The sequence below is a fragment of the Sulfitobacter mediterraneus genome (assembly GCF_003054325.1).
GTDB classification, from domain to species: Bacteria; Pseudomonadota; Alphaproteobacteria; order Rhodobacterales; family Rhodobacteraceae; genus Sulfitobacter; species Sulfitobacter mediterraneus.
In genome coordinates this window covers 21,607-41,770 of the sequence record NZ_QBKU01000005.1, presented here as the reverse complement: position 1 = coordinate 41,770, position 20,164 = coordinate 21,607, and the positions used below count along the sequence as shown (strand labels likewise).

Genomic DNA, 20,164 nt, shown 5'->3' with positions numbered 1-20,164 from the left:
CTTATCGTCCCAGCAACAAAGAATTGGGGTTACGTTCAATGGTCCGCGCCAAAGATGCAAGGGCATCGGCGGCTTTCTGAATATCGCGCAGGGTGTCTTGAGCAGAGCGGCTGATCTCTTCGCCCTTGTTGTACCCTTCAATTGTGCGGCTCGCTTGGGCGAACAAGCTGGTCAGGCGGTCGACGATATTTGGCAGATCCTTAGCCGACACCGCTATGTTGTCCGCTGCATTCCGGGCCGATGCCAGCGTCTTGTTCACATTTTCAATCGCCCCGCCCTCGCGCAACTCCTGCAAGGTGTAGTTCACCTCATCCAGCGCCCGTTTCAACGATCCGGGCAAGGCGACCGCCGCATCCGTTCCGATCACCGCGTCTGCAGATTTGGTCAGCGCGGTCAGCTCATCCACCAGTTGGTTGAGCTCAAGCGTTTCGGCCTTGGCCGCAACAGCCTGGATCTGCTCCACCATTGCCGGCACCCCTTCAACAGAGGTCGTCACAGAATTTGCAGCAGCGGTTGCCCCCTCCAGAGCAGCGGACAGCCGTTCGGCAATCTGTTCGCGTTCCAGCGCCGCCACCAACGTTTCCACCCGCGTCAGCGTGGCGTTCAGGGCCACCGGGATATTTTGCACATCATCCGAGGTCACCAATCCCTGCAATTCAGCCAACAACAGGCGCAAATCCTGCGGTGTTTCACGCAGGTCTTCGTCGGTGACCAAGGCCTCGGCCGAGTTCAGGAATGAAATCGCGCTGTTGAGCAATTCTTCGATGGGCAAGTTGTTGATACGGGTGAAAACCCCCTCCACGGTCGCGGCCGCGTCGGATGTTTCGCTAAAGGTGGTGGGCAAGATGGGCAATGCATCGCCATCCGCGACCAGACGCGCGGGCGGTGCATCTTCTACCATCACCAACTCAACCTTGAGCCCGCCAGTCAGCAAACTGGCCGAAGCCAGCCGCGCGCGCAGGCCATTCGTGACACGTTCTTGCAAAAACAGCAGCGCGTTTTCTGCGTTGACGTCCACCGGCAGGCCCAAACGCGCCGGTTGGATAGAGAGATTTACGTTCAACCGCACACGGCTGTCGCCAAATTGATTGTAGTCCACAATGCCCGACAGCGCCTCAACCTCGCCAATCTTAAGGCCGCTCAATTCAACAGGTGCACCGACCACAAGGCCGGAAATATTGTCTTCGAAAATCACGCTCATCTTGAGCGGAGTGACCTCTGAGGCATTGAAGACCGAGTTCCGCGCCGTTTCCTTGTCCGGAAAAATCTCAAACACGGTGCCATCCTGAACACGGTCACCGCCCGACACAAAGGTATCAAAGGTGATCCCGCCGCCGACCAGTGTCGCAAGTGAGGAAAAATCAATCTCGGCACCCGCGGGGCCAAGCGTCACGCTAAACCCGGAGGCGTCCCAAAAGCGGGTGGAATTGTTGACGAGCGTCCGGTGCTCTTCGAATATCAACGCCTCGACCACGGCGTAATTGTTGCGCGGATCAATTTTGGCTCGGCCCACGCGGCCCACTTCGATACCCTTGTAGAGGATCGGCGCATTGTCCGTCAGTTGGCCGTTGGCCGTGGTTCTAAACGCAATCTCAAGGCCGGATTGCCCCGGACGGATCAGCGGTGCCTCGGATGCACCTTGAAAGAGGTTGGCAAAGGCACCGATCTTGTCGTCCCAAGACCCCTCGATATAGACACCGCTCAGAACGGTACTCAGGCCCGTGATGCCCTGCGCGGTCACCTCCGGTTGAACAATCCAAAACACCGCGCTGGCATCAATAAATGGTGCAACGTCCTTTTCCACACGAATCTGGGCCGTGACCTTGGACAATGAGGCGGTAAAGCCGACCTTTTCGACAACACCAATTGTCACATCCCGAAACTTCAGCTCGGTCTCGCCAGCCTGAATACCTGCGCCATTCTCAAACTCAACCGTGATCAACGGCCCGCGTTCGTTGTAGGATTGCCAAGCCACCGTCAACGCCACAAGCAGTGCAAGAATGGGAATGATCCAGATCACCGATGCCCCGCTCAGGAACACCTTGCGGGCGGGCGATACAGACACATCTGGCAGGTCGTCATTCATTGATCTCTGCGCCCCCATCACCGGCTGATTTGTCTTTGGCTTGAACGTCCCAGATCAGACGGGAATCGAACGCCTGCGCCGACAGCATCGTAAAGATAACCGAAAGCGCAAAGAACATAGCCGCAGTGCCGGGATTGATGGCGGCCAATGCCTTGAGTTGCACCAGAGATGACAGGATCGCAACCACAAAGATATCAATCATCGACCAGCGGCCGATGTACTCCACCACCTCATACAGGAATTGGCGCATGTTCTTGGAGACCATTGACCTGTTCTTGACGCTGAGCGCGAGAAACGCCACCGCCCAGAACTTGCCCAGGGGGATCACCACAGAGGCAAAGATGATGATCGCGGCGATGCCCAGATTGCCATGATGCGCCAGTTCAACCGCGCCGCCGATGATCGTGCTTTCATCCACCTGAAACAGCGTTCTGGTTTGCAGCATTGGAAACAGATTTGCGGGCACGTAGCAGATCAGCCCCATTACCCAATAGGCCCACACCCGTTGCAGGCTCATTGGGTCACGGGACACCAGCGCGTGACCGCAACGCGCACAGGTCTGCGTGCCCAGCGGCCATGCTTTGGAGCAGCGGCTGCAGGCGACGATACCCAGATCACGGGCGCTTACGATCTTTTTGGGTGTTCCAGAGAGTTCCATACAGACCATTTACACATGAAGCTGTCCTGCGCGATCACCAGAACAACAAGAATACCAAACATCCAGAACGCCGGACCAAAACCCACATGGGCCAGATCCGCGACTTTTACCAATGCAACAGCGCAGCCTATTGCAAAAATCTCGGCCATCGACCACGGACGCATTGCCTCTGACAATCGGAACGCGCGGATCGCGTGGCGGGCCGGTGGGCGGTCCAACACGACAGGCACCAACACATATAACGTCAAAAGCACCCGAAACAGCGGGAACAGAATTATCAATGCGGCAGTGGCCAATGACAGGATAATCATTGGTCCGCCTGAAAACGCCAAGGCCGCATCAAGGATAGAAACGGCGTTTTTGTTCCCGGCCGCGTCGATGGTCAAAAACGGAAATATCGCCGCACCAATGATCAGGAACAACACCGACAATGCCACCGCGATGATGTGCAGGCCTGCGTTTCTGCGCGGCGCAATCAGAACTTTGTGACAGCGTTGGCATTTGGCCCGCTCACCATGCTGCGGGCGGACAAGTTGAAAAACCGCATCGCATTGCGGGCAGACAATGACCTTGTCCAAATCCAATTGGCTATCTGTGGTGACGCTGTCTTTCATGAAAGCAGACTACCCGATCCTATATGGCGGCGATACGGGAATGTGGGGTTTCCGCCTGGCAGATCAAGTGGCGCCGGTTGGGGTTTTCATTGGCAGGTACGCCGAATTAGGCTCTGTTAAAGCGCTGCGATCTCTTGTTCGGAATACCCCAAGCGCCGCAGGATCTCTGACGTCTCAGCGCCCACTGCCCCGGGCGCGGCTGGTGGCCTTGGCTGGCTTCGCGAAAATCGGGGTGCTGGGGCGGATTGTGTCTTGCCTCCCACATCGACGAGCGACTGCCGGTGGGCCATATGCGGGTGGTCCGGCGCTTCGGAGAACCCAAGAACAGGGGCAACACAGGCATCCGATCCGTCAAAAACCTTGGCCCATTCATCCCGGTCCTTGCTGGCAAAAATATCGGCAAATCGATCGCTCATCTCTGGCCATGTTTTACGGTCGTTTTGTGAAGCGCGAAGATCCTCTGGGAGGTTCAACTTCTCCAACAGGATGGCGTAAAACTGCGGCTCTAACGCGCCCACAGAGATGTATTTACCATCGGCGCAGGCATAGCACCGATAAAAATGTGCGCCGCCATCCAACCAGTTCGCGCCGCGGTCCTGGCTCCAGAATCCCTGAGCCACCATTCCATGGATCAGCCCCATCATCGCGGGCACCCCGTCCACCATTGCGGCATCGACCACTTGCCCTTTTCCCGAGACCCCGCGCTCAATCATCGCAGACAGAATTCCAAAGATCAGAAACATTGTGCCACCGCCGTAATCCGCGACCATATTTAGGGGAGGCACGGGCGGAGCGTCCGGCGCCCCCATGGCATGAAGCGCCCCTGTTAGAGACAGATAATTGATGTCATGACCCGCTGTTTGCGACCACGGACCCTCCTGCCCCCAGCCGGTCATCCGCGCATAGATCAATGTTTCCGGGCAGGTGTCCGGGCCAAGGCCCAACCGCTCCATCACGCCGGGGCGGAACCCTTCGATCAACACATCACTTGCCGCAATCAGCCGCCGCGCGGCATCTAGACCCGCATCTGTCTTGAGGTTCAGCACAATGGATTTCTTGCCGCGACGATTTATGTCTGTTGGATCGGCGGACGCTGCGGCACGGTCCACGGTGATCACTTCGGCCCCCATATCAGCCAGCAATTGACCCGCAAGCGGCGCAGGGCCAAGGCCGGAAAATTCAACAACTTTCAGTGATGCTAGCGGACCTTGAGACATTTTGCGTTCCTTCGATGGCAATTGACCGCCAACAAATGCAAGCACCGCGCAAATAGCAAGTGCTTGCGTCAGCAGCCAAACCCGTCACATTGGAAACACCGCCTCACCCAATCGGAGACTTTGATGCCAGACCTCAAAAACATGACCCGCTTTGTACCATTTGCCGGGGTTGTCCTGTTGGGGTTGCTCTGTCTGATTTTGGTTTTTGCTTGGTCCGTTTGGTTCCTGCTGCCCTTGGCCGTTCTGACCGTGCTCAGCCTCATGGGCATCTATGACGTCCTGCAACCCAGCCATTCGATCCTGCGCAACTACCCCGTTCTGGGGCACATGCGTTTTTTCTTTGAGGGGATCAGACCGGAGATCCGCCAATATCTGATCGAATCCGATCAGGACGAAGAACCGTTCAGCCGCGATGACCGGTCTTTGGTCTATCAACGCGCCAAAGGGCAAGAAGACGCGCGGCCCTTCGGCACGCGAAAACGGGTTTATGAGGCGGGATATTCCTGGGTCACCCATTCGGTGCAACCAATACATATCACCAATCCTGATTTTCGGACGGTGATTGGCGGGCCGGATTGCAAGCAGCCCTATTCCGCCTCTCTGTATAATATCTCCGCGATGAGCTTTGGTTCGCTCTCCGCCAATGCCATTCAGGCACTGAACACCGGGGCGCAGATGGGCGGCTTTGCCCATGATACCGGCGAAGGATCGGTCAGCCGTTATCACAAGGCGGGCGGCGGTGATCTGATTTATCAGGTGGCGTCGGGCTATTTCGGATGCCGGGCCGAAGATGGCAATTTTGATCCGGAAAAGTTCCGTAAAACCGCGTCGCTGGACCAGATCAAGATGATTGAGCTGAAGCTGAGCCAAGGGGCAAAGCCGGGGCATGGCGGGCTGTTGCCTGCGTCCAAAATCAGCCCCGAGATTGCCGAGGCACGCGGTGTTCCGATGGGCAAGGATTGTGTGTCACCTGCCGCGCATCCGGCGTTCTCGACACCCATCGAAATGATGGAATTTATTGGCACCCTGCGAGAATTGTCAGGCGGCAAACCCGTGGGGTTCAAATTGTGCATCGGTCACAGGCGAGAATTTATGTGCATGGTCAAAGCGATGCTGGAAACAGGCATCACCCCTGATTTTATCGTCGTGGACGGGGCGGAAGGTGGCACCGGCGCCGCCCCGGTGGAGTTCTCCAACCATGTCGGCATGCCAATGATCGAGGGGCTGACATTTGTGCACAACACCCTGCGCGGGGCGGGCCTGCGCGAAGGGATCAAGATTGGCGCGGCCGGCAAGATCGTACACGCCTATGACATTGCCCGCGCCTTGGCCCTGGGGGCGGATTGGTGCAATTCGGCCCGCGGTTTCATGTTTGCTATCGGCTGTATTCAGGCGCAGGCCTGCCATACCAATCATTGTCCCGTCGGTGTCGCCACCCAAGACAAACTGCGGCAAAGGGCGCTGGATGTTGGCCACAAAAGCCAGCGGGTCGAGCGGTTTCATCGCAACACGATGGAAGCACTCGCCGAAATGACCGGTGCCGCAGGGTTGCATCATCCTGATGAGTTCCTGCCCCGGCACCTGATGATGCGGCAGGGCGACAACAGCGTCGTCGAAGGGAATGAGGTCTATCACTACCTGCCCGAGGGGTATCTTTTGGACGACAAGGCGGAGGATTTGCACGGCAACAAAACCCGTTGGGCTCGTGCCCGTGCAGACAGTTTTGCACCGGTGGATTAAGCTGCGTTAGTGCGGGCCAGACGCAAAGTGTTGCGCGGTTTGCCATTCGGACAGCTCAAAACGGCCCAATTGCCCTGGCGGCATCACCGCATCCAGCGCCTGCACAAAACCCGGCAGCGCGTCCTGCCCCCCAACGATGGCGACGCGGCCCAGTTTGTCCAATTGCGCCAGCAGGCGTTGTGACACCGCATTTTCGGCTGTGGGGCAATCCATTTGGGACGGCTCTGACAGGTCGATCACCGCATTCACGGATCCTTCATCCTCAAGATAAGGGTCAAGCCGGGCCTCAAGCACATCAAGATCAGTCGCGGCGATGTTGCCGGTCAGATGTAGCCGCAATGTTTGTGGTGCCAATTCTTCAATCGCAATCATTCCATGCATCCCTCAACTGAGCCAAAGCCAGCCTTATTGGGAACAGCAAAATATGAGGATTTCGTTTACGCGATGACGTTTTGTTCCGCTTGCGCATCAATCTGGGCGTTGATGGACCCGCCAAGAAGCACCAGAAAACTGCTGATCCAAAGCCAAATCAACATCGCGATCACGGCTCCGATCGACCCGTAGACCTGATTGTAATTGCCAAAGTTCGCCACATAGAACGAGAATCCGACCGACAAAACGATCCAGGAAAACACCGCAAGCACCGCACCCGGCGACACCCAGGACACCCGCGCCCGGTGCCTGTTCAACCCGTGGCGATACAAAAGCCCGACACCAACAAACAGAACAATCAGCGCAATAGACCAGCGCAGAAAATCCACCAGAAGGCCCGCAAGAAATCCAAGAGGGAAAAAGGACAACACCACAGGGATCACAACCAATGTCAGCAGCGCAACGATGCCCACCGCAACCATTGCCAAGGTCACCAACAAAGCGCGCAGGTAGTGCCGCGCGGTGTTTCTGTTGGGGCGGTTATAGACATTGTTAAGCCCGGTCATCATCGCGCCCACACCGGCCCGCGCGGACCAAAGTGCAAACACCAGTGACAGAAACCCTGCCCATCCCAATGTATCCGCATTTGCAGTCACCAACGCCACCACCTGATCATTGATGATCTGGTACACGTCATCCGGCAGCAGGCCGCGCATCTCTTCCAGCTGGGCCACGACGACAACCGGATCAGATATCAAACCAAGCAAAGCGATCAGCGCGGCCAAAGCCGGAAACAGAGATAGCATTGAGAAAAACGCTACGCCTGCGGCGATCAGGGCAAGGTTATTCTCTGCAATCTGGGCAAAACTTGCCCGCATCGCTTGCCAAAGCACGCCGACGGATAGGGCCGGGCGACTGGTCAAGGATGCCACCTTGTTTTGGATCTATTCCGGCTCCACGTCATCGCGCACTTGTCCCAATGCCACGAGGGTAAATATCAATGTTCCACCAATAATGTTACCCGCCAAAACCGGCAGGAAGAACCCGAGTATTGCAGGGCCTGCCGGCAAGCCGCCTTGCAGCACCAAAACCGCCATTTCCACCGATCCGGCAACGATATGGGTGAAATCCCCTGCCGCGATCAGCCATGTGAACACCAAGATCAACCAAAACGCCGACGCGGAAGCTTGCGGCAGCATCCAGACAATCAGCGCCACGATAATACCAGCCGGAATGGCCCGCCAAAACGACTGGCTCGCACCCATTCCTGTGGCGTGTTGGGACAATCCCTCAATCGCGGGCATCAGATCTGGTGACAGCGCCGGAGTGAATACAAACAGGGCAGCGGCGGCAAAAGCGCCAACAACATTGGCCCCCAAAACAATGCCCCACAGGCGCATCATACAGCCAAAAGCGTACCATGTGCGTTCCTGCATGATCGGCAAGACCGTGGTGATCGTGTTTTCCGTAAACAGCTGCATGCGGCCCATGATCACCGCCAAAAAACCAAGCGAATAACCAAGGTTCTCAATCAAGTACCGCCCCGGCGTATCGGGCAGATAGGTACGCAAAACAGCCTCGCCCAGTACTGAGAGGCTGATCAACATACCTGCCGCGATCCCTGACCAGATCAGTGATCGTTTGGTGCGGCGCAATTCTTCTTCGCCGTCGCGCCGGATCACTTCGTAGATCAGTTTGGGCGACAGCGCGGCGGCGTCATTAACGGATTGCTCTTCCATCTCTTCTTCGAGTTCGGGGTCTTGGGTCTGGTTCATTTGGCAATCCTGTTATCCGCAACAGCCTTGAACTAGCGCAGACCGCCTCAAGGAAAAGGCCTGTCAGAAAATCGGAGGTATTGTGCACCGCTACTGGCAGGGGGCTTGCCTTACCGCGCGATGCGGTAAACGATGCGGCCATGACAACATCTCTTGCCTCCGCCATTGCCGCCAAACGTGACGATCTGATCGCGCTGACCCAAGATCTGATCCGTATTCCAACGCTCAACCCGCCCGGTCAGGACTATCGCCTGATCTGCGAATATCTGGACAAACGCCTGTCGGCGCATGGATTTGAAACACAACTGATCCGCGCACATGGCACACCGGGTGACAGCACAAAATACCCCCGTTGGAACATCATCGCCCGGCGCGAAGGGCGTCATGCGGGCGATTGCGTACATTTCAATAGCCACACAGATGTGGTCGAGGTCGGCGCAGGCTGGACCTTTGATCCCTTCGGCGCCGAGATTTCGGATGGCAAGATTTACGGGCGCGGCACCTGCGATATGAAGGGGGGGTTGGCGGCTTCGATTATCGCGGCAGAAGCCTTTATCGAAACGCATCCCGAATTTGCCGGCGCGATTGAGATTTCAGGCACCGCGGATGAAGAATCCGGCGGCTATGGCGGTGTCGCCTATCTGGCCGAGCATGGCTATTTTGACCCGGCGCGCGTGCAACATGTGATCATTCCCGAACCCTTGAACAAAGATCGCATTTGTCTGGGCCATCGCGGCGGCTGGTGGGCAGAGATCGAGACAAAGGGCGAGATTGCCCATGGGTCTATGCCATTTTTGGGCGATTGCGCTGTGCGACACATGGGCGCGGTCCTGACCGAATTTGAGGACAAACTGTTCCCGGCGATGGCGGCGCGTTGGACGGAGATGCCCGTGGTGCCCGAAGGGGCGCGGCAATCGACCATGAACATCAATTCTATTCATGGCGGTCAAAAGGAACAGGATGACGATTTCACCGGCCTGCCCGCCCATTGTGTGCCGGACAGTTGCCGTATCGTGATCGACCGGCGGTTTTTGGTCGAAGAACCCTTGGACCAAGTGCGCGGCGAAGTGACTGATCTGCTGGAAGGATTGCGCGAGAGCCGTGCCGATTTTGACTATGAACTGACCGAGTTGAATTCCGTCCTGCCCTCCATGACCGATAAGAACGCGCCAGTGGTGCAAACCGTGGCTAAGGCCATTGAGGATGTGATGGGCAAACCGCCTGAATATGTCGCGTCTCCGGGCACTTACGATCAAAAACATATCGACCGGATTGGCAAGTTGAAGAACTGTATCGCCTATGGGCCGGGGGTTCTGGAACTGGCGCATAAACCCGATGAATGGATTGGCATCGACGATATGATCGACAGTGCCAAGGTTATGGGCGCGGCGCTGCAAACTCTGCTGTTGCCTCAGGGCTGATCGTCAAAGGCCGTCGCAGACCGGATCGCAAGGCCGCTGACAATGGCGGTCATAGCCGCGCCGCGATGCATTTGCGCCGCGGGAAGCCTTTGGCGCAGGGCATCTTCGACCACCTGCATTAGGCCGGAACCACCCACAAAAATCAGCTTGTTCACCTCTGCCGCAGATACATGCCCCATCGACAAGGTGGCCTCCGCCGCCTCGCCAATCTGATCTGCGAGCGGCGTGAGCTTTCTGTGCATAAACGTAGCGGGCAACGGCAGAGTTGCGCCGCGCTTTAACATGCCCACATGGATCACCGGATCCGTTTGCGCGGGGTCATTGGCCATGATCTTGCCGGCCTCCACCGCAAAGGCCAGATCATGACCCAATTCATCCTCCAGCACTTTCTCAAGCCGTGCCAGACGTTTGGGGTGCACGGCGAATTTGGCCAATTCCCGCGCTGCACGGCGGGTGTCAGGGCCGTAAAGAAACGGAATCTTCTGCCACGTTGCCAGATCATTAAAGATCGCGTTGGGCGCAACATGGGTGTCATTGCCAAAGGCATGCCGGATGTCACTGCCCATGCCCAGCTGCGGCATCACCTTGGCGATACTCAAACGCCGGTCAAAATCGGTACCGCCAATGCGCACACCGTGGCTGGCCAGAATATCAATGTCACCGCCCTGCCCCTGCCGGAAAAGAGTGAAATCAGAGGTACCCCCACCAATGTCGACCACCAGACCAAGGTCGCCGTCTTCCAGCACGGCCCGATTGGCGATCGCAGCCGCCTCGGGCTCATTCAGGAAACGCACATCGGAAAACCCGGCGCGGGTGTAGGCTTCGGTCAGATCCAGCAAAGCTTGATCATTGCGGGCCTGATCTGCGGTGTGAAACTGGACAGGCCGCCCGGACAGCGCCCGATCAAAGGTTTCACCGGTTGCCGCCTCGGCGCGGCGTTTCACCTCGGCCAAAAACCGGCCAACAATGTCGATGAAATCCAACCGTTCCCCCAAAAGCATCCGGCTTTCACGCATCAAACGGGTGCCAAGCAGGCTTTTGAGACCCCGCATATACCGGCCTTCCTCGCCCGACAAAAGCGCCTGCGCGGCCCGCTCTCCAACTCTCATCTTCTTGGCGTCAAAGTCAAAAAACACCGCCGTCGGAAGGGTCTGCGCCCCCGCCTCAAGGTCAATCAGAACCGGCGCGCCGCCGCGAACATACCCGGCCGCCGAATTGGATGTGCCAAAATCAATGCCCAACGTGGATGACATCACAGGCCCCCGCCCCATCAAAAGGCCGGTGCATACCTCCACTGCTGACCAAAGGCAAACAGAGCCAAGGAAAGCTGGCCTTAAGCCCGATTCTTTTGTTAACGTCAGGTATAACCAATCGGGAGACCACCATGTTCCACCTTCGCACCATTCTGCTGGGCGCAAGTACCGCCGCCCTGATGGCAGGCACAGCCATGGCCAAAGATGATCTTACCTTGGCCATGCAGCTTGAACCGCCGCACCTTGATCCGACCTCTGCTGCGGCTGGGGCTATCGATTCTGTGCTATATTCCAATGTGTTCGAGGGGCTGACCCGGTTTATGGGCGATGGCTCCGTCGTTCCGGGCCTGGCTGAATCCTGGGAGATTTCCGATGATGGCCTGACTTATACGTTCAAACTGCGCTCAGGTGTGACATTCCATGATGGAACCACCATGGACGCCGAGGATGTGAAGTTCAGCCTTGACCGGATCAACGCCGAAGACAGCGCAAATGCGCAAAAGGCGCTGTATTCCGCGATCTCGGGCGTGACCGTGATTGACCCCATGACGGTTGAGATCACGCTGTCCGAACCCAACGGCAACATGTTGTTCAACCTTGCCTGGGGTGACGCTGTGATCGTTGCGCCGGAAAGCATTGAGAACATCAAGCAACAGCCCATCGGCACTGGCGCGTTCAAATTTGACAGTTGGTCCCAAGGCGACAAAATCGAGATCAGCCGCAATCCGGATTACTGGGGCACCCCTGCGGTGCTGTCCAAGGCCACGTTCAAGTTTATCTCGGACCCAACGGCGGCTTTTGCTGCTATGATGGCCGAAGATGTGGACGTTTTCAGCGGCTTCCCAGCGCCCGAAAACCTGCCGCAATTCGAAGCCGACCCGCGTTTTCAGGTTCTGATCGGGTCTACCGAAGGCGAAACAATCCTGTCGACCAACAACAAGATGCCACCCTTTGACAACGTCAAAGTACGGGCCGCCGTGGCGCATGCGATTGACCGTCAGGCCATCGTGGATGGCGCGATGTTCGGCTATGGCACCCCTATCGGCACCCATTTCGCACCACACAATCCGGCCTATGTCGATCACACCGGGATGAGCAATTATGACCCCGAACGCGCCAAGGCGCTGCTGGCCGAGGCAGGCTTTCCAGACGGGTTTGAAACCACATTGCACCTGCCGCCGCCATCCTACGCCCGCCGCGGCGGCGAGATCATCGCAGCGCAGCTTGCCGCAGTTGGGATCAAGGCCGAGATCAGCAATGTGGAGTGGGCGCAGTGGTTGGAAACCGTGTTCAAAGGCAAGAACTTTGGCCTGACCATCGTTAGCCACACAGAGCCGATGGATATCGGGATCTATGCCAACCCGGATTATTACTTCCAGTATGACAACCCTGCCTTCCAAGAGCTGATGACGAAACTCAACAGCACAACAGACCCCGACATGCGCACCTCGATGCTGGGTGAAGCGCAGAACATCATCTCGAATGATTATGTGAACGGTTACCTGTTCCAGCTTGCTGCGATGTCAGTGGCAAAAGCTGGTGTTCAGGGTTTGTGGGCCAATGCGCCGACACAGGCCAACGACCTTACAGCGGTCAGCTGGGCGGAGTAATCTTGGAGCCAAAAAATACGAAAAGGCCCCGCGGTTGTCGGGGCCTTTTCTTTTTGGTCACTTGCGGCGCGTCACGCCATTTTCATTTTGAAATCGAAGCAAATCGCCGGCTGAAACTGTCGATACAATAAGACCGGTGCCATAAGCTGTCAGCCCTGCAACACGAAATTCGCCCGCCGGGAGGACGCTCTGCACATCCACTGCATAGGTGGCGCCATCAGGCGATTTGCAGCGCACGGGAGCTTTGGCATTTGCGGCAGGATAGTCGATCTTTCCAGGCACTGCTGGTGTCTGCAATCTGCCCGACGGTAGGGTCACAGAACATTCGGTTCCGGCAGGAAAATCCTGAAACAGGATTGAGATTTTCGATTTGGGGTTCAGGCTCGGTGCGCTTGCTGTTGGCGCATTTGATCCAACACAGGCCGCCAGCGCCACCATCATGGCCGCGCTCATTATGATCTTTTTCATTTTGTCACTCTTGAACATATTTCAACTTTTGCGGGCATATTGCTACATTGCTTCCCCGTCAATGTATGACACCGGCACAGCGGCGCGGCGTTTTTGCCACAGCCTAGCCTCCGCGCTTTACCGGCTCTTGTCCTTGGATGCCAAAGACCAAACATCATGCCCATGACAAACGCCCAAAACCCCGCCCCGCAAAGCCGACTGGCTGGTCTGGACCTTGCCAGATACCTCGCCTTTGTCGGGATGGTCATCGTGAATTTTAAGATCGCGATGGGCGCGGACAATGATGGTGGAGTGCTTGGCCTGCTGAGCGGAGCCTTGGAGGGGCGGGCGGCGGCGACTTTTGTTGTGCTTGCCGGGATCGGGCTTGGCCTTGCCGGTAGCAAAGCCTTGGATCTGACCATATCGGTGTCGCTGCGCCGGGCGGTGTTTCTATTGGCGATTGGCCTGTTGAACATGCTGATTTTTGAGGCCGACATTCTGCATTATTATGCCTTCTACTTTCTGTTCGGCGTGTTGCTTTTGCCTCTGTCCTCACGTGCATTGGTCTGGGTCATTCTGGCGCTCAACCTTGGGTTTGTCGCGATGGTGTTTGTATTCGAATATGACACTGGCTGGAACTAGGAGACCTTTGCCTATGCCGATTTCTGGACGCCTGCGGGCTTTGTCCGGAACTTGTTTTTCAACGGCTGGCATCCGGTTATTCCCTGGCTTGGGTTTCTCTTGTTCGGGATCATTCTCAGCCGCTTTGCTCTGTCAGAACGCAGGGTTCAAATGGCGCTTGTCGGCTTTGGCACTGGCGCACTTGCGTTTGCAGAGGGCTCCAGCATCGGCCTGACAAATGTGCTGGTGCCGCTTGACCCTGAGTTTGGGTTGCTGGTCACAACCGATCCTATTCCGCCAATGCCGCTTTATAGTTTAGCGGGTTTCGGGGCTGCGTCATTGGTGATTGGGCTGTGCCTTTTGTTGGCTGGGCCTTTGGGCAAATGGCATATTTTGCCGTTGATCGTCCCTGCGGGGCGGCAAACGCTGACGCTCTATATTGCGCATATTCTGGTGGGCATGGGCACCATTGAGACATTGGGGATGTTGGGCGGCCAGACCACGGCGCAGGCGGTTAGCGCCGCATTGTTGTTCAGCCTTGGCGCAACGATGTACGCCTATCTATGGTCTAAGCTGTTTAAGCGCGGTCCGATTGAGGCCTTGATGCGCAAACTGGCGGGCTAATGCCCCCAGATCAAAGCACTGGTCGCTTCAACAACTGACGCACTGCCTCTTTGACCTCGTCGCGCACATCGCCTTGGCGGGGGTCATCTTGCAACGTGGTGAACCAATGCTCTGGCGGGTTCTTGCCGCGGCGGTTGCCGTCAAACCGCAAGGCCCGAAGAACCGCTTCGGCCTTCTCCGGCATCGTTGCGGGCAGGTGATGCCCGTTCAAAATACCCCAAACCCCGGTCCACAGACGGCCAACTGACCACGGGTTATAACCGCCGCCACCCAGCACCAGCAGCCTTGGCGCCATGTTCATGAGGCGGCGCAGGATATCCCAATGAGCGTTATTGCTAAGCTGGAGATGTGAGAGCGGATCTTCTTCGACCGCATCTGCCCCGCATAGCAGCACAATCGCATCGGGCATAAAGGCCTGTACACGCGGGAGGATCAGCGCATCGCGCACAAAGGTCATTTCACTGTCATTAAACCCACGCGGCACCGCAACGTTTAGCGCATTGCCGCCGCCATCGTTTTCCACCGGCCCGCTGCGCGGCCAAAGCCGTGCCTCATGCACCGAGATCATCAGGCAATCGGGATCACCGCCAAAACCAACTTCGACCCCGTCAGGGTGGTGGGCATCAATATCGACAAAAGCGATCCGCCGCACACCAAACCGGCGCAGGCTAAGCATCGCAAGCACCGGATCGTTGAGATAGCAAAACCCGTTGGCGCGGTTCGGCATTCCGTGATGGGTGCCGCCAGCAGGGTTATAAACAACACCGCCTTCGCGCAGCAACTCTCCTGCCAGGATGGACCCGCCTGCCGCTGTGGCCGGGCGGCGAAAAATCTCGGGGAACACCGGATTTGTCACGCTGCCAATATCGTGACGGGCAAGATCCTGAGCGGTTGCGATCTGATCTGCTTCGACCCGCTGCAACGCGCCGATGTAATCTGCTGTGTGCCAATTCACCAATGCCTCAGGCTTGGCCCGAGGAGAGGTGACAAATTGGCTTATCGGCAACCAACCAAGGGCCCGCGACAGGTCCATCACGGTGGACACTCGCGGCACACGCAAAGGATGCCATCGACCATAGCTAGAGCCGCGATAAATTTCATGTCCGATGAAGAGGGGGCTGATCATGCGTCTTACTTAACCCAAGCGCCGGGTCTTGCCATCATCGCATACAAAAGGGGCACCCAAAAGGATGCCCCAATTTGTTCAACTGCCCGCTGTTTTAGCGTGTGCCAGCGGATCCGATAGCTGCTTCGGAGATCATTGCGTCCAAGTTGGTGTCGCAAGTCCGCTCAAGCAGCGCCATTTCGTCATCGCCGATGGTATTTTCATCAGCGGTCAGCGAGGATTCGTTCGCTGTCGCCTCGGCGCCCGTCGCATTGCCGTTGTCGCTGTCGGTGGCTTCTGCGGCTGTCACGCCGTCACCATCGTCTGTCGCAGTGGCGCTGTCTTCCATGCTTTCACCGTCATCGCCCGTTGCGATCTCGGCCAAGGCCATCTGTGCCACTTTCATACGGTCCTCGGCGCCCAGATCTTTCCACTCGGCACATGTCATGGATGTGCTCATGTGGCCGTCTGCAAATGCAGGGGCAGACACGGTGCCCATAAGGGCGGCGATGGCAAGGGTTTTTACAGTCGTGTTCATTGTTACTCTCCAAAACTCATTAACTTCACCAAACCAACCAGCCGCCCGGTATTTGGTTCCCAAAGAAAACGGCTCGGCCATTGGGCCTCTCGCCAACTCGTTATTAATAAACACTTATATTGCACGTCACGAAAATGGCATCCGTGTGAATGACCAGTCAAACCCTACTGACAAAGCGTCAATTCACCGCGTTTTCGTCGCGGCAAAGCGGCCAAACCCCTCTGGACCCGCCCCGCTCCTGCGCCTAACCTTCCTGCAATGCTACGCTATACGATCAAACGCCTGATTTCGCTGTTTATCAGCCTTGCTGTGGCGTCGATTGTGATTTTTGCGGTGATTGAGATCGCCCCGGGTGATCCGGCTTCCTTTATGCTGGGAATGAACGCGCAACCCGAAACGCTGGCCGCATTGCGCGCCGAGCTTGGCCTCGATGTCCCCAAGGTGCAGCGCTACCTGACTTGGGTGGGCGGCATGCTCAGCGGTGATTTCGGCACCTCCTATACCTACCGCACCCCCGTGATGGATATGATTTCTGACCGTTTGTGGGTGTCTTTGCCACTGGCCCTTTACGCTTTGGTTCTCAGCACCGCTTTGGCCTTCCCTGCCGGAATTTACGCCGCCTCCCGTCGGGGGCAAGCGGGCGACATCGGCGTGATGGGCGCGACACAACTGGGCGTGGCGGTGCCAAACTTTTGGTTTGCGATGATGCTGGTGCTGATCTTTGCGATCAACCTGCGCTGGTTTGCGGCGGGTGGTTTTGTTGGCTGGGACAAAGGGCTTTGGGCCGGTCTGCATGCATTGACCCTGCCCGCCATCGCGCTGGCATTGCCGCAGGCCGCCATTCTGGCCCGCGTCATGCGATCCTCCCTGCTGGATGTGCTGGGCGAAGATTTTATGCGCACTGCGCGGGCGAAGGGTCTGACCGCCCGGCAAGCGCTGTGGCGGCACGGGCTGCGCAATGCGTTGATCCCGGTGCTGACCATCATTGGTTTGCAGTTTTCCTTCCTGCTGGCCGGATCCATTATCATTGAACAAGTGTTTTACCTTCCGGGCCTTGGCCGATTGGTCTTTCAATCCATTTCTGCCCGCGATCTGATCGTGGTGGAATCGGTGGTGATGCTCTTGGTGTTCTCGGTGATCACCGTCAATTTCCTTGTGGATCTGGCCTATGCTGCCGTTGATCCGCGGCTGAGGTCGCGCACATGATCCGCAATTTGATCATCGGCGGCGTGCTGTCTGCGGTGTTTGTCTGCGCCGCATTGATCAGCTTTGTCTGGACCCCTTATGACCACGCCGCCCTGGACATCGCCAACAAGCTGAAGACGCCCAATGCGTTGCACCTGCTGGGCACCGATCACTTTGGCCGCGATATACTCAGCATGATCATGGTTGGCGCTCGCACCTCCATCGCGGTGGCGCTGGTGGCTGTTGGCATCGGGATGGGCCTTGGTGTGCCTCTGGGCCTCTGGGCTGCTGCGCGACAGGGGACCTGGCTGGATGAATTGATCATGCGCGGCAATGATCTGGTGTTTGCTTTTCCCAGCCTTGTGATTGCCATTCTGATCACCGCGATCTTTGGCGCTGGCGCGATCAATGCGATCATTGCTATTGGCATCTTTAACATTCCGGTCTTTGCCCGGATCACCCGTGGTGCGGCGCTGTCGCTGTGGCGACGGGAGTTTATTCTGGCCGCGCGGGTCGCTGGAAAATCCGCCGCTCGGATCTCTGTGGAACATATTCTGCCGAATGTGACCAATCTGCTTATTGTGCAGGGGACAATCCAGTTTTCCTTGGGCATTCTGGCCGAGGCGGGCCTTAGCTATGTTGGCCTTGGCGCGCAACCGCCAACGCCATCCTGGGGGCGGATGCTGGCCGATGCGCAAACCTTGGTCAGCATTGCACCGCATATGGCGCTGGTGCCGGGGTTCGCGATCATCCTTACAGTGCTGGGCCTGAACCTGATGGGCGACGGGTTGCGCGACTATCTGGATCCCAGGTTGCGGGTGGCGCGGGTATGAACTTGCTTGAAATCACCAACCTGTCGCTGTCCATTCACGCGCTCAAGATCCTGCGTGACGTGACCCTCTCTGTCGCGCCGGGTGAAATTGTCGCTGTGACAGGGGAAAGCGGTTCTGGCAAATCCCTGACCGCGCTGGCCACGATGCAACTGTTGCCCAAGGGGGCCGAACTGAGCGGCCATATCATGTTAGGCGATCAAGATCTGACAGAACTGACCGAGGCACAATTGTGCGAGATTCGCGGCAATGATGTCGGCATGGTGTTTCAGGAACCGATGACCGCGCTGAACCCCGTGCAGACCATCGGCGCACAGGTGGCCGAGACCATTCGCGTACATCACCGCGATGTTTCCCGGCAAGAGGCAGAGGCCCGTGCCGCTGAAACCCTGGCCCGTGTTGGTCTGCCTCAGGACCGCTTTCCCCTGTCGCGCTATCCTCATGAGCTGAGCGGCGGTCAGCGCCAGCGGGTTGTGATCGCCATGGCCATCGCCCTGCGCCCGCGTTTGTTGATCGCGGATGAACCGACAACGGCATTGGATGTGACCACGCAAGCGCAGATATTGGCGCTGCTGAAAAAACTGGCCCAAGAAGACGGCATGGGCCTGCTGATGATCACCCACGATCTGGCCGTGGTGGCGGATATGGCCGACCGGATCATCGTCATGCGGCATGGCGAAGTGGTGGAGCAAGGTGAGACGCGGTCATTGCTTCAGAACATGCGCCACCCCTACACCAAGATGTTGTTCGAGGCCTCCGGCCACCGCGTGTCGCTGCCTGAGCCGCCACCGCCACAGCCGCTGCTTGAGGTGCGCAATGTGATCCGCGATTACCGATTGCCGCGTACCAGCCTGTTTGGGCATCCGGGGCATTTTCGGGCGGTAAACGATGTGTCTTTCACCATTCAGCGTGGTGAACGGCTGGGCCTTGTTGGGGAATCGGGTTGTGGCAAATCCACTTTGACCCGTGCCCTACTGGGGCTGGAGCAGGTACAGGGTGGCAGCATCACGTTGAACGGTGCGCCGGTGTTCAGTGGAACACGGCCCAATCTGGATGTCCGCCGCCAGATGCAGGTGGTGTTTCAAGATCCATTCGGCAGTTTCAATCCACGGCACCGCGTGGATCGTTTGATCACCGAGCCATTTCATCTGCTGCATGACCCGCCGCAGGGCGCGGATCGCACCCGTGCAATTGATGAGGCGCTGACGGCCGTGGGACTGACCCACAAAGACGCCAGCAAATACATCCATGAGTTCTCCGGCGGTCAGCGCCAGCGCATCGCCATCGCCCGCGCCCTGATCATCCGGCCCGAGCTGATCTTGTTTGACGAGGCCGTCAGCGCCCTGGATGTGTCCGTGCGGGCGCAAATCCTTGATCTGCTGGCGGACCTTTGCGGCGCTTATGATCTGACCTATCTGTTTATTTCCCACGATCTATCCGTGGTGCGCACCGTGACGGATCGGGTGCTGGTGATGAAATCAGGCGAAATTGTCGAACAGGGCCAAACCGAAGACGTATTTGAACGCCCCGCGCATACTTATACGCAATCTCTGATCGCCGCCGCGCCGGTGCTTCCCCAGTTTGAGCAGGCCCGCGCATGACCCGTCGCATCAGCATCACGCCCGTGTCAGAGCAGAAACGCGGGGTTATCGACGCTATGTCGAAGGCCTATTTCAGAGAGCTTCTGCCGGAGGGGCCCGTCTATTATCCAAACGCTCTGGATCGTTACTGGATCGAACCCGGCCGGCATCCTTACGTGATTGAATTGGATGGCACGCCTGTGGGCTTTGCCCTTGTGTGGAACCATGAGGATGGTTGCCACCAGTTGACGGAGTTCACCATTCAACCTGCCTTTCGCAATCGTGGGATCGGGACAGAAGCGGCAACGCTGATCTTTCAGGCGCTGGGTGGTGATTGGGTCTTGGGCGTTGCCAAGAACGCACCAAATGGCATGGCTTTCTGGCGGCAGTGCCTTGAAAGCTGTGACGCGATATTCGAGATCGCCGAAGGTCCGCCGCGCACTGACAATCAATGCGGCAGCTATGCATTTCGGGTCGGGCGATGACCC

20 protein-coding genes are annotated in these 20,164 nt (G+C 57.5%); 9 read left to right on the top strand and 11 right to left on the bottom strand.

The annotated features are described in order from the left end of the window. Nucleotide 1: 1 nt before the first annotated feature. From C8N31_RS09435 to C8N31_RS09420, 4 genes are all read right to left on the bottom strand, one after another. Entirely contained in the window at nucleotides 2-2,086 is a 2,085-nt protein-coding gene (locus C8N31_RS09435) for a PqiB family protein (RefSeq protein ID WP_025049237.1), read from the bottom strand. Then, a complete protein-coding gene (locus C8N31_RS09430; RefSeq protein WP_174233517.1) occupies nucleotides 2,079-2,753 on the bottom strand; it encodes a paraquat-inducible protein A in 675 nt (224 codons plus the stop codon). Before C8N31_RS09430 ends, C8N31_RS09435 begins: the two co-directional genes overlap by 8 nt. Continuing rightward, nucleotides 2,711-3,358, bottom strand: coding sequence for a paraquat-inducible protein A (locus C8N31_RS09425; protein WP_025049235.1), 648 nt, complete (start codon nucleotides 3,356-3,358; stop codon nucleotides 2,711-2,713). Before C8N31_RS09425 ends, C8N31_RS09430 begins: the two co-directional genes overlap by 43 nt. A gap of 116 nt (nucleotides 3,359-3,474) precedes the next feature. Further along, nucleotides 3,475-4,575, bottom strand: a complete 1,101-nt coding sequence (locus C8N31_RS09420; RefSeq protein WP_025049234.1) for a CaiB/BaiF CoA transferase family protein — start codon at nucleotides 4,573-4,575, stop codon at nucleotides 3,475-3,477. 123 nt (nucleotides 4,576-4,698) lie between these two features. On the opposite strand from C8N31_RS09420, the gene C8N31_RS09415 reads away from it, so the two are divergent. Continuing rightward, complete coding sequence (locus C8N31_RS09415) at nucleotides 4,699-6,315, top strand: FMN-binding glutamate synthase family protein (RefSeq protein WP_025049233.1); 1,617 nt, start codon at nucleotides 4,699-4,701, stop codon at nucleotides 6,313-6,315. 6 nt (nucleotides 6,316-6,321) lie between these two features. Here the strand turns inward: C8N31_RS09415 and C8N31_RS09410 are convergent, their stop codons facing one another. The 3 genes from C8N31_RS09410 to C8N31_RS09400 form a co-directional block, all read right to left on the bottom strand. Continuing rightward, complete coding sequence (locus tag C8N31_RS09410) at nucleotides 6,322-6,687, bottom strand: SpoIIAA family protein (RefSeq protein ID WP_025049232.1); 366 nt, start codon at nucleotides 6,685-6,687, stop codon at nucleotides 6,322-6,324. A 65-nt stretch (nucleotides 6,688-6,752) separates the two neighbouring features. Continuing rightward, nucleotides 6,753-7,610: a YihY/virulence factor BrkB family protein gene (locus C8N31_RS09405; RefSeq protein ID WP_025049231.1), complete on the bottom strand. Its 858-nt coding sequence runs from the start codon at nucleotides 7,608-7,610 to the stop codon at nucleotides 6,753-6,755. 21 nt (nucleotides 7,611-7,631) lie between these two features. Further along, complete coding sequence (locus tag C8N31_RS09400) at nucleotides 7,632-8,462, bottom strand: formate/nitrite transporter family protein (RefSeq protein ID WP_025049230.1); 831 nt, start codon at nucleotides 8,460-8,462, stop codon at nucleotides 7,632-7,634. A gap of 140 nt (nucleotides 8,463-8,602) precedes the next feature. Between C8N31_RS09400 and C8N31_RS09395 the strand changes: the two genes are divergently transcribed. Beyond that, on the top strand, nucleotides 8,603-9,883 hold the full coding sequence (locus C8N31_RS09395) for an acetylornithine deacetylase/succinyl-diaminopimelate desuccinylase family protein (RefSeq protein ID WP_025049229.1): 1,281 nt from the start codon (nucleotides 8,603-8,605) through the stop codon (nucleotides 9,881-9,883). On the opposite strand, the gene C8N31_RS09390 is transcribed toward C8N31_RS09395, so the two are convergent. Beyond that, nucleotides 9,874-11,136, bottom strand: coding sequence for an Hsp70 family protein (locus C8N31_RS09390; RefSeq protein WP_025049228.1), 1,263 nt, complete (start codon nucleotides 11,134-11,136; stop codon nucleotides 9,874-9,876). The two genes, C8N31_RS09395 and C8N31_RS09390, sit on opposite strands and share 10 nt — an antisense overlap. 131 nt (nucleotides 11,137-11,267) lie before the next feature. On the opposite strand from C8N31_RS09390, the gene C8N31_RS09385 reads away from it, so the two are divergent. Continuing rightward, entirely contained in the window at nucleotides 11,268-12,746 is a 1,479-nt protein-coding gene (locus C8N31_RS09385; RefSeq protein WP_025049227.1) for an ABC transporter substrate-binding protein, read from the top strand. Between the two features lie 57 nt (nucleotides 12,747-12,803). On the opposite strand, the gene C8N31_RS09380 is transcribed toward C8N31_RS09385, so the two are convergent. After that, the gene (locus C8N31_RS09380) at nucleotides 12,804-13,214 is read right to left on the bottom strand and encodes a hypothetical protein (protein WP_146173122.1); all 411 of its coding nucleotides are present in this window, start codon (nucleotides 13,212-13,214) and stop codon (nucleotides 12,804-12,806) included. A gap of 162 nt (nucleotides 13,215-13,376) precedes the next feature. On the opposite strand from C8N31_RS09380, the gene C8N31_RS20560 reads away from it, so the two are divergent. Both C8N31_RS20560 and C8N31_RS20555 read left to right on the top strand, forming a co-directional pair. Beyond that, nucleotides 13,377-13,835, top strand: a complete 459-nt coding sequence (locus tag C8N31_RS20560; protein ID WP_231476874.1) for a DUF418 domain-containing protein — start codon at nucleotides 13,377-13,379, stop codon at nucleotides 13,833-13,835. A 51-nt stretch (nucleotides 13,836-13,886) separates the two neighbouring features. After that, complete coding sequence (locus tag C8N31_RS20555) at nucleotides 13,887-14,438, top strand: DUF418 domain-containing protein (RefSeq protein ID WP_231476872.1); 552 nt, start codon at nucleotides 13,887-13,889, stop codon at nucleotides 14,436-14,438. A 10-nt stretch (nucleotides 14,439-14,448) separates the two neighbouring features. Here the strand turns inward: C8N31_RS20555 and C8N31_RS09370 are convergent, their stop codons facing one another. Both C8N31_RS09370 and C8N31_RS09365 read right to left on the bottom strand, forming a co-directional pair. Continuing rightward, nucleotides 14,449-15,564, bottom strand: coding sequence for an acetoin utilization protein AcuC (locus tag C8N31_RS09370; protein ID WP_025049225.1), 1,116 nt, complete (start codon nucleotides 15,562-15,564; stop codon nucleotides 14,449-14,451). A 94-nt stretch (nucleotides 15,565-15,658) separates the two neighbouring features. After that, entirely contained in the window at nucleotides 15,659-16,081 is a 423-nt protein-coding gene (locus C8N31_RS09365) for a hypothetical protein (protein ID WP_025049224.1), read from the bottom strand. Between the two features lie 258 nt (nucleotides 16,082-16,339). On the opposite strand from C8N31_RS09365, the gene C8N31_RS09360 reads away from it, so the two are divergent. From C8N31_RS09360 to C8N31_RS09345, 4 genes are read left to right on the top strand one after another with little or no spacing between them, the layout of a single operon-like run. Next, nucleotides 16,340-17,287 carry an ABC transporter permease gene (locus tag C8N31_RS09360; RefSeq protein WP_025049223.1) on the top strand — a complete coding sequence of 316 codons (948 nt, stop codon included), beginning with the start codon at nucleotides 16,340-16,342 and terminating at the stop codon, nucleotides 17,285-17,287. After that, complete coding sequence (locus C8N31_RS09355; protein ID WP_025049222.1) at nucleotides 17,284-18,099, top strand: ABC transporter permease; 816 nt, start codon at nucleotides 17,284-17,286, stop codon at nucleotides 18,097-18,099. The genes C8N31_RS09360 and C8N31_RS09355 overlap by 4 nt, the downstream gene beginning before the upstream one ends. Further along, nucleotides 18,096-19,697, top strand: a complete 1,602-nt coding sequence (locus C8N31_RS09350; RefSeq protein ID WP_025049221.1) for an ABC transporter ATP-binding protein — start codon at nucleotides 18,096-18,098, stop codon at nucleotides 19,695-19,697. The genes C8N31_RS09355 and C8N31_RS09350 overlap by 4 nt, the downstream gene beginning before the upstream one ends. Then, nucleotides 19,694-20,161 (top strand): GNAT family N-acetyltransferase, encoded by a 468-nt coding sequence (locus tag C8N31_RS09345; protein WP_025049220.1) that lies wholly within the window; start codon nucleotides 19,694-19,696, stop codon nucleotides 20,159-20,161. The genes C8N31_RS09350 and C8N31_RS09345 overlap by 4 nt, the downstream gene beginning before the upstream one ends. Nucleotides 20,162-20,164 lie beyond the last annotated feature (3 nt).

What these genes read in the sequence shown, in the direction of transcription:
- C8N31_RS09370 (WP_025049225.1), bottom strand. Translation starts at nt 15,564, where the DNA reads ATGATCAGCCCCCTCTTCATCGGACATGAAATTTATCGCGGCTCTAGC.
- C8N31_RS09350 (WP_025049221.1), top strand. Translation starts at nt 18,096, where the DNA reads ATGAACTTGCTTGAAATCACCAACCTGTCGCTGTCCATTCACGCGCTC.
- C8N31_RS09360 (WP_025049223.1), top strand. Translation starts at nt 16,340, where the DNA reads ATGCTACGCTATACGATCAAACGCCTGATTTCGCTGTTTATCAGCCTT.
- C8N31_RS09415 (WP_025049233.1), top strand. Translation starts at nt 4,699, where the DNA reads ATGCCAGACCTCAAAAACATGACCCGCTTTGTACCATTTGCCGGGGTT.
- C8N31_RS09430 (WP_174233517.1), bottom strand. Translation starts at nt 2,753, where the DNA reads ATGGTCTGTATGGAACTCTCTGGAACACCCAAAAAGATCGTAAGCGCC.
- C8N31_RS20560 (WP_231476874.1), top strand. Translation starts at nt 13,377, where the DNA reads ATGACAAACGCCCAAAACCCCGCCCCGCAAAGCCGACTGGCTGGTCTG.
- C8N31_RS09390 (WP_025049228.1), bottom strand. Translation starts at nt 11,136, where the DNA reads ATGTCATCCACGTTGGGCATTGATTTTGGCACATCCAATTCGGCGGCC.
- C8N31_RS09395 (WP_025049229.1), top strand. Translation starts at nt 8,603, where the DNA reads ATGACAACATCTCTTGCCTCCGCCATTGCCGCCAAACGTGACGATCTG.
- C8N31_RS09435 (WP_025049237.1), bottom strand. Translation starts at nt 2,086, where the DNA reads ATGAATGACGACCTGCCAGATGTGTCTGTATCGCCCGCCCGCAAGGTG.
- C8N31_RS09420 (WP_025049234.1), bottom strand. Translation starts at nt 4,575, where the DNA reads ATGTCTCAAGGTCCGCTAGCATCACTGAAAGTTGTTGAATTTTCCGGC.
- C8N31_RS09385 (WP_025049227.1), top strand. Translation starts at nt 11,268, where the DNA reads ATGTTCCACCTTCGCACCATTCTGCTGGGCGCAAGTACCGCCGCCCTG.
- C8N31_RS09365 (WP_025049224.1), bottom strand. Translation starts at nt 16,081, where the DNA reads ATGAACACGACTGTAAAAACCCTTGCCATCGCCGCCCTTATGGGCACC.
- C8N31_RS09400 (WP_025049230.1), bottom strand. Translation starts at nt 8,462, where the DNA reads ATGAACCAGACCCAAGACCCCGAACTCGAAGAAGAGATGGAAGAGCAA.
- C8N31_RS09380 (WP_146173122.1), bottom strand. Translation starts at nt 13,214, where the DNA reads ATGAAAAAGATCATAATGAGCGCGGCCATGATGGTGGCGCTGGCGGCC.
- C8N31_RS09355 (WP_025049222.1), top strand. Translation starts at nt 17,284, where the DNA reads ATGATCCGCAATTTGATCATCGGCGGCGTGCTGTCTGCGGTGTTTGTC.
- C8N31_RS09425 (WP_025049235.1), bottom strand. Translation starts at nt 3,358, where the DNA reads ATGAAAGACAGCGTCACCACAGATAGCCAATTGGATTTGGACAAGGTC.
- C8N31_RS09345 (WP_025049220.1), top strand. Translation starts at nt 19,694, where the DNA reads ATGACCCGTCGCATCAGCATCACGCCCGTGTCAGAGCAGAAACGCGGG.
- C8N31_RS09410 (WP_025049232.1), bottom strand. Translation starts at nt 6,687, where the DNA reads ATGATTGCGATTGAAGAATTGGCACCACAAACATTGCGGCTACATCTG.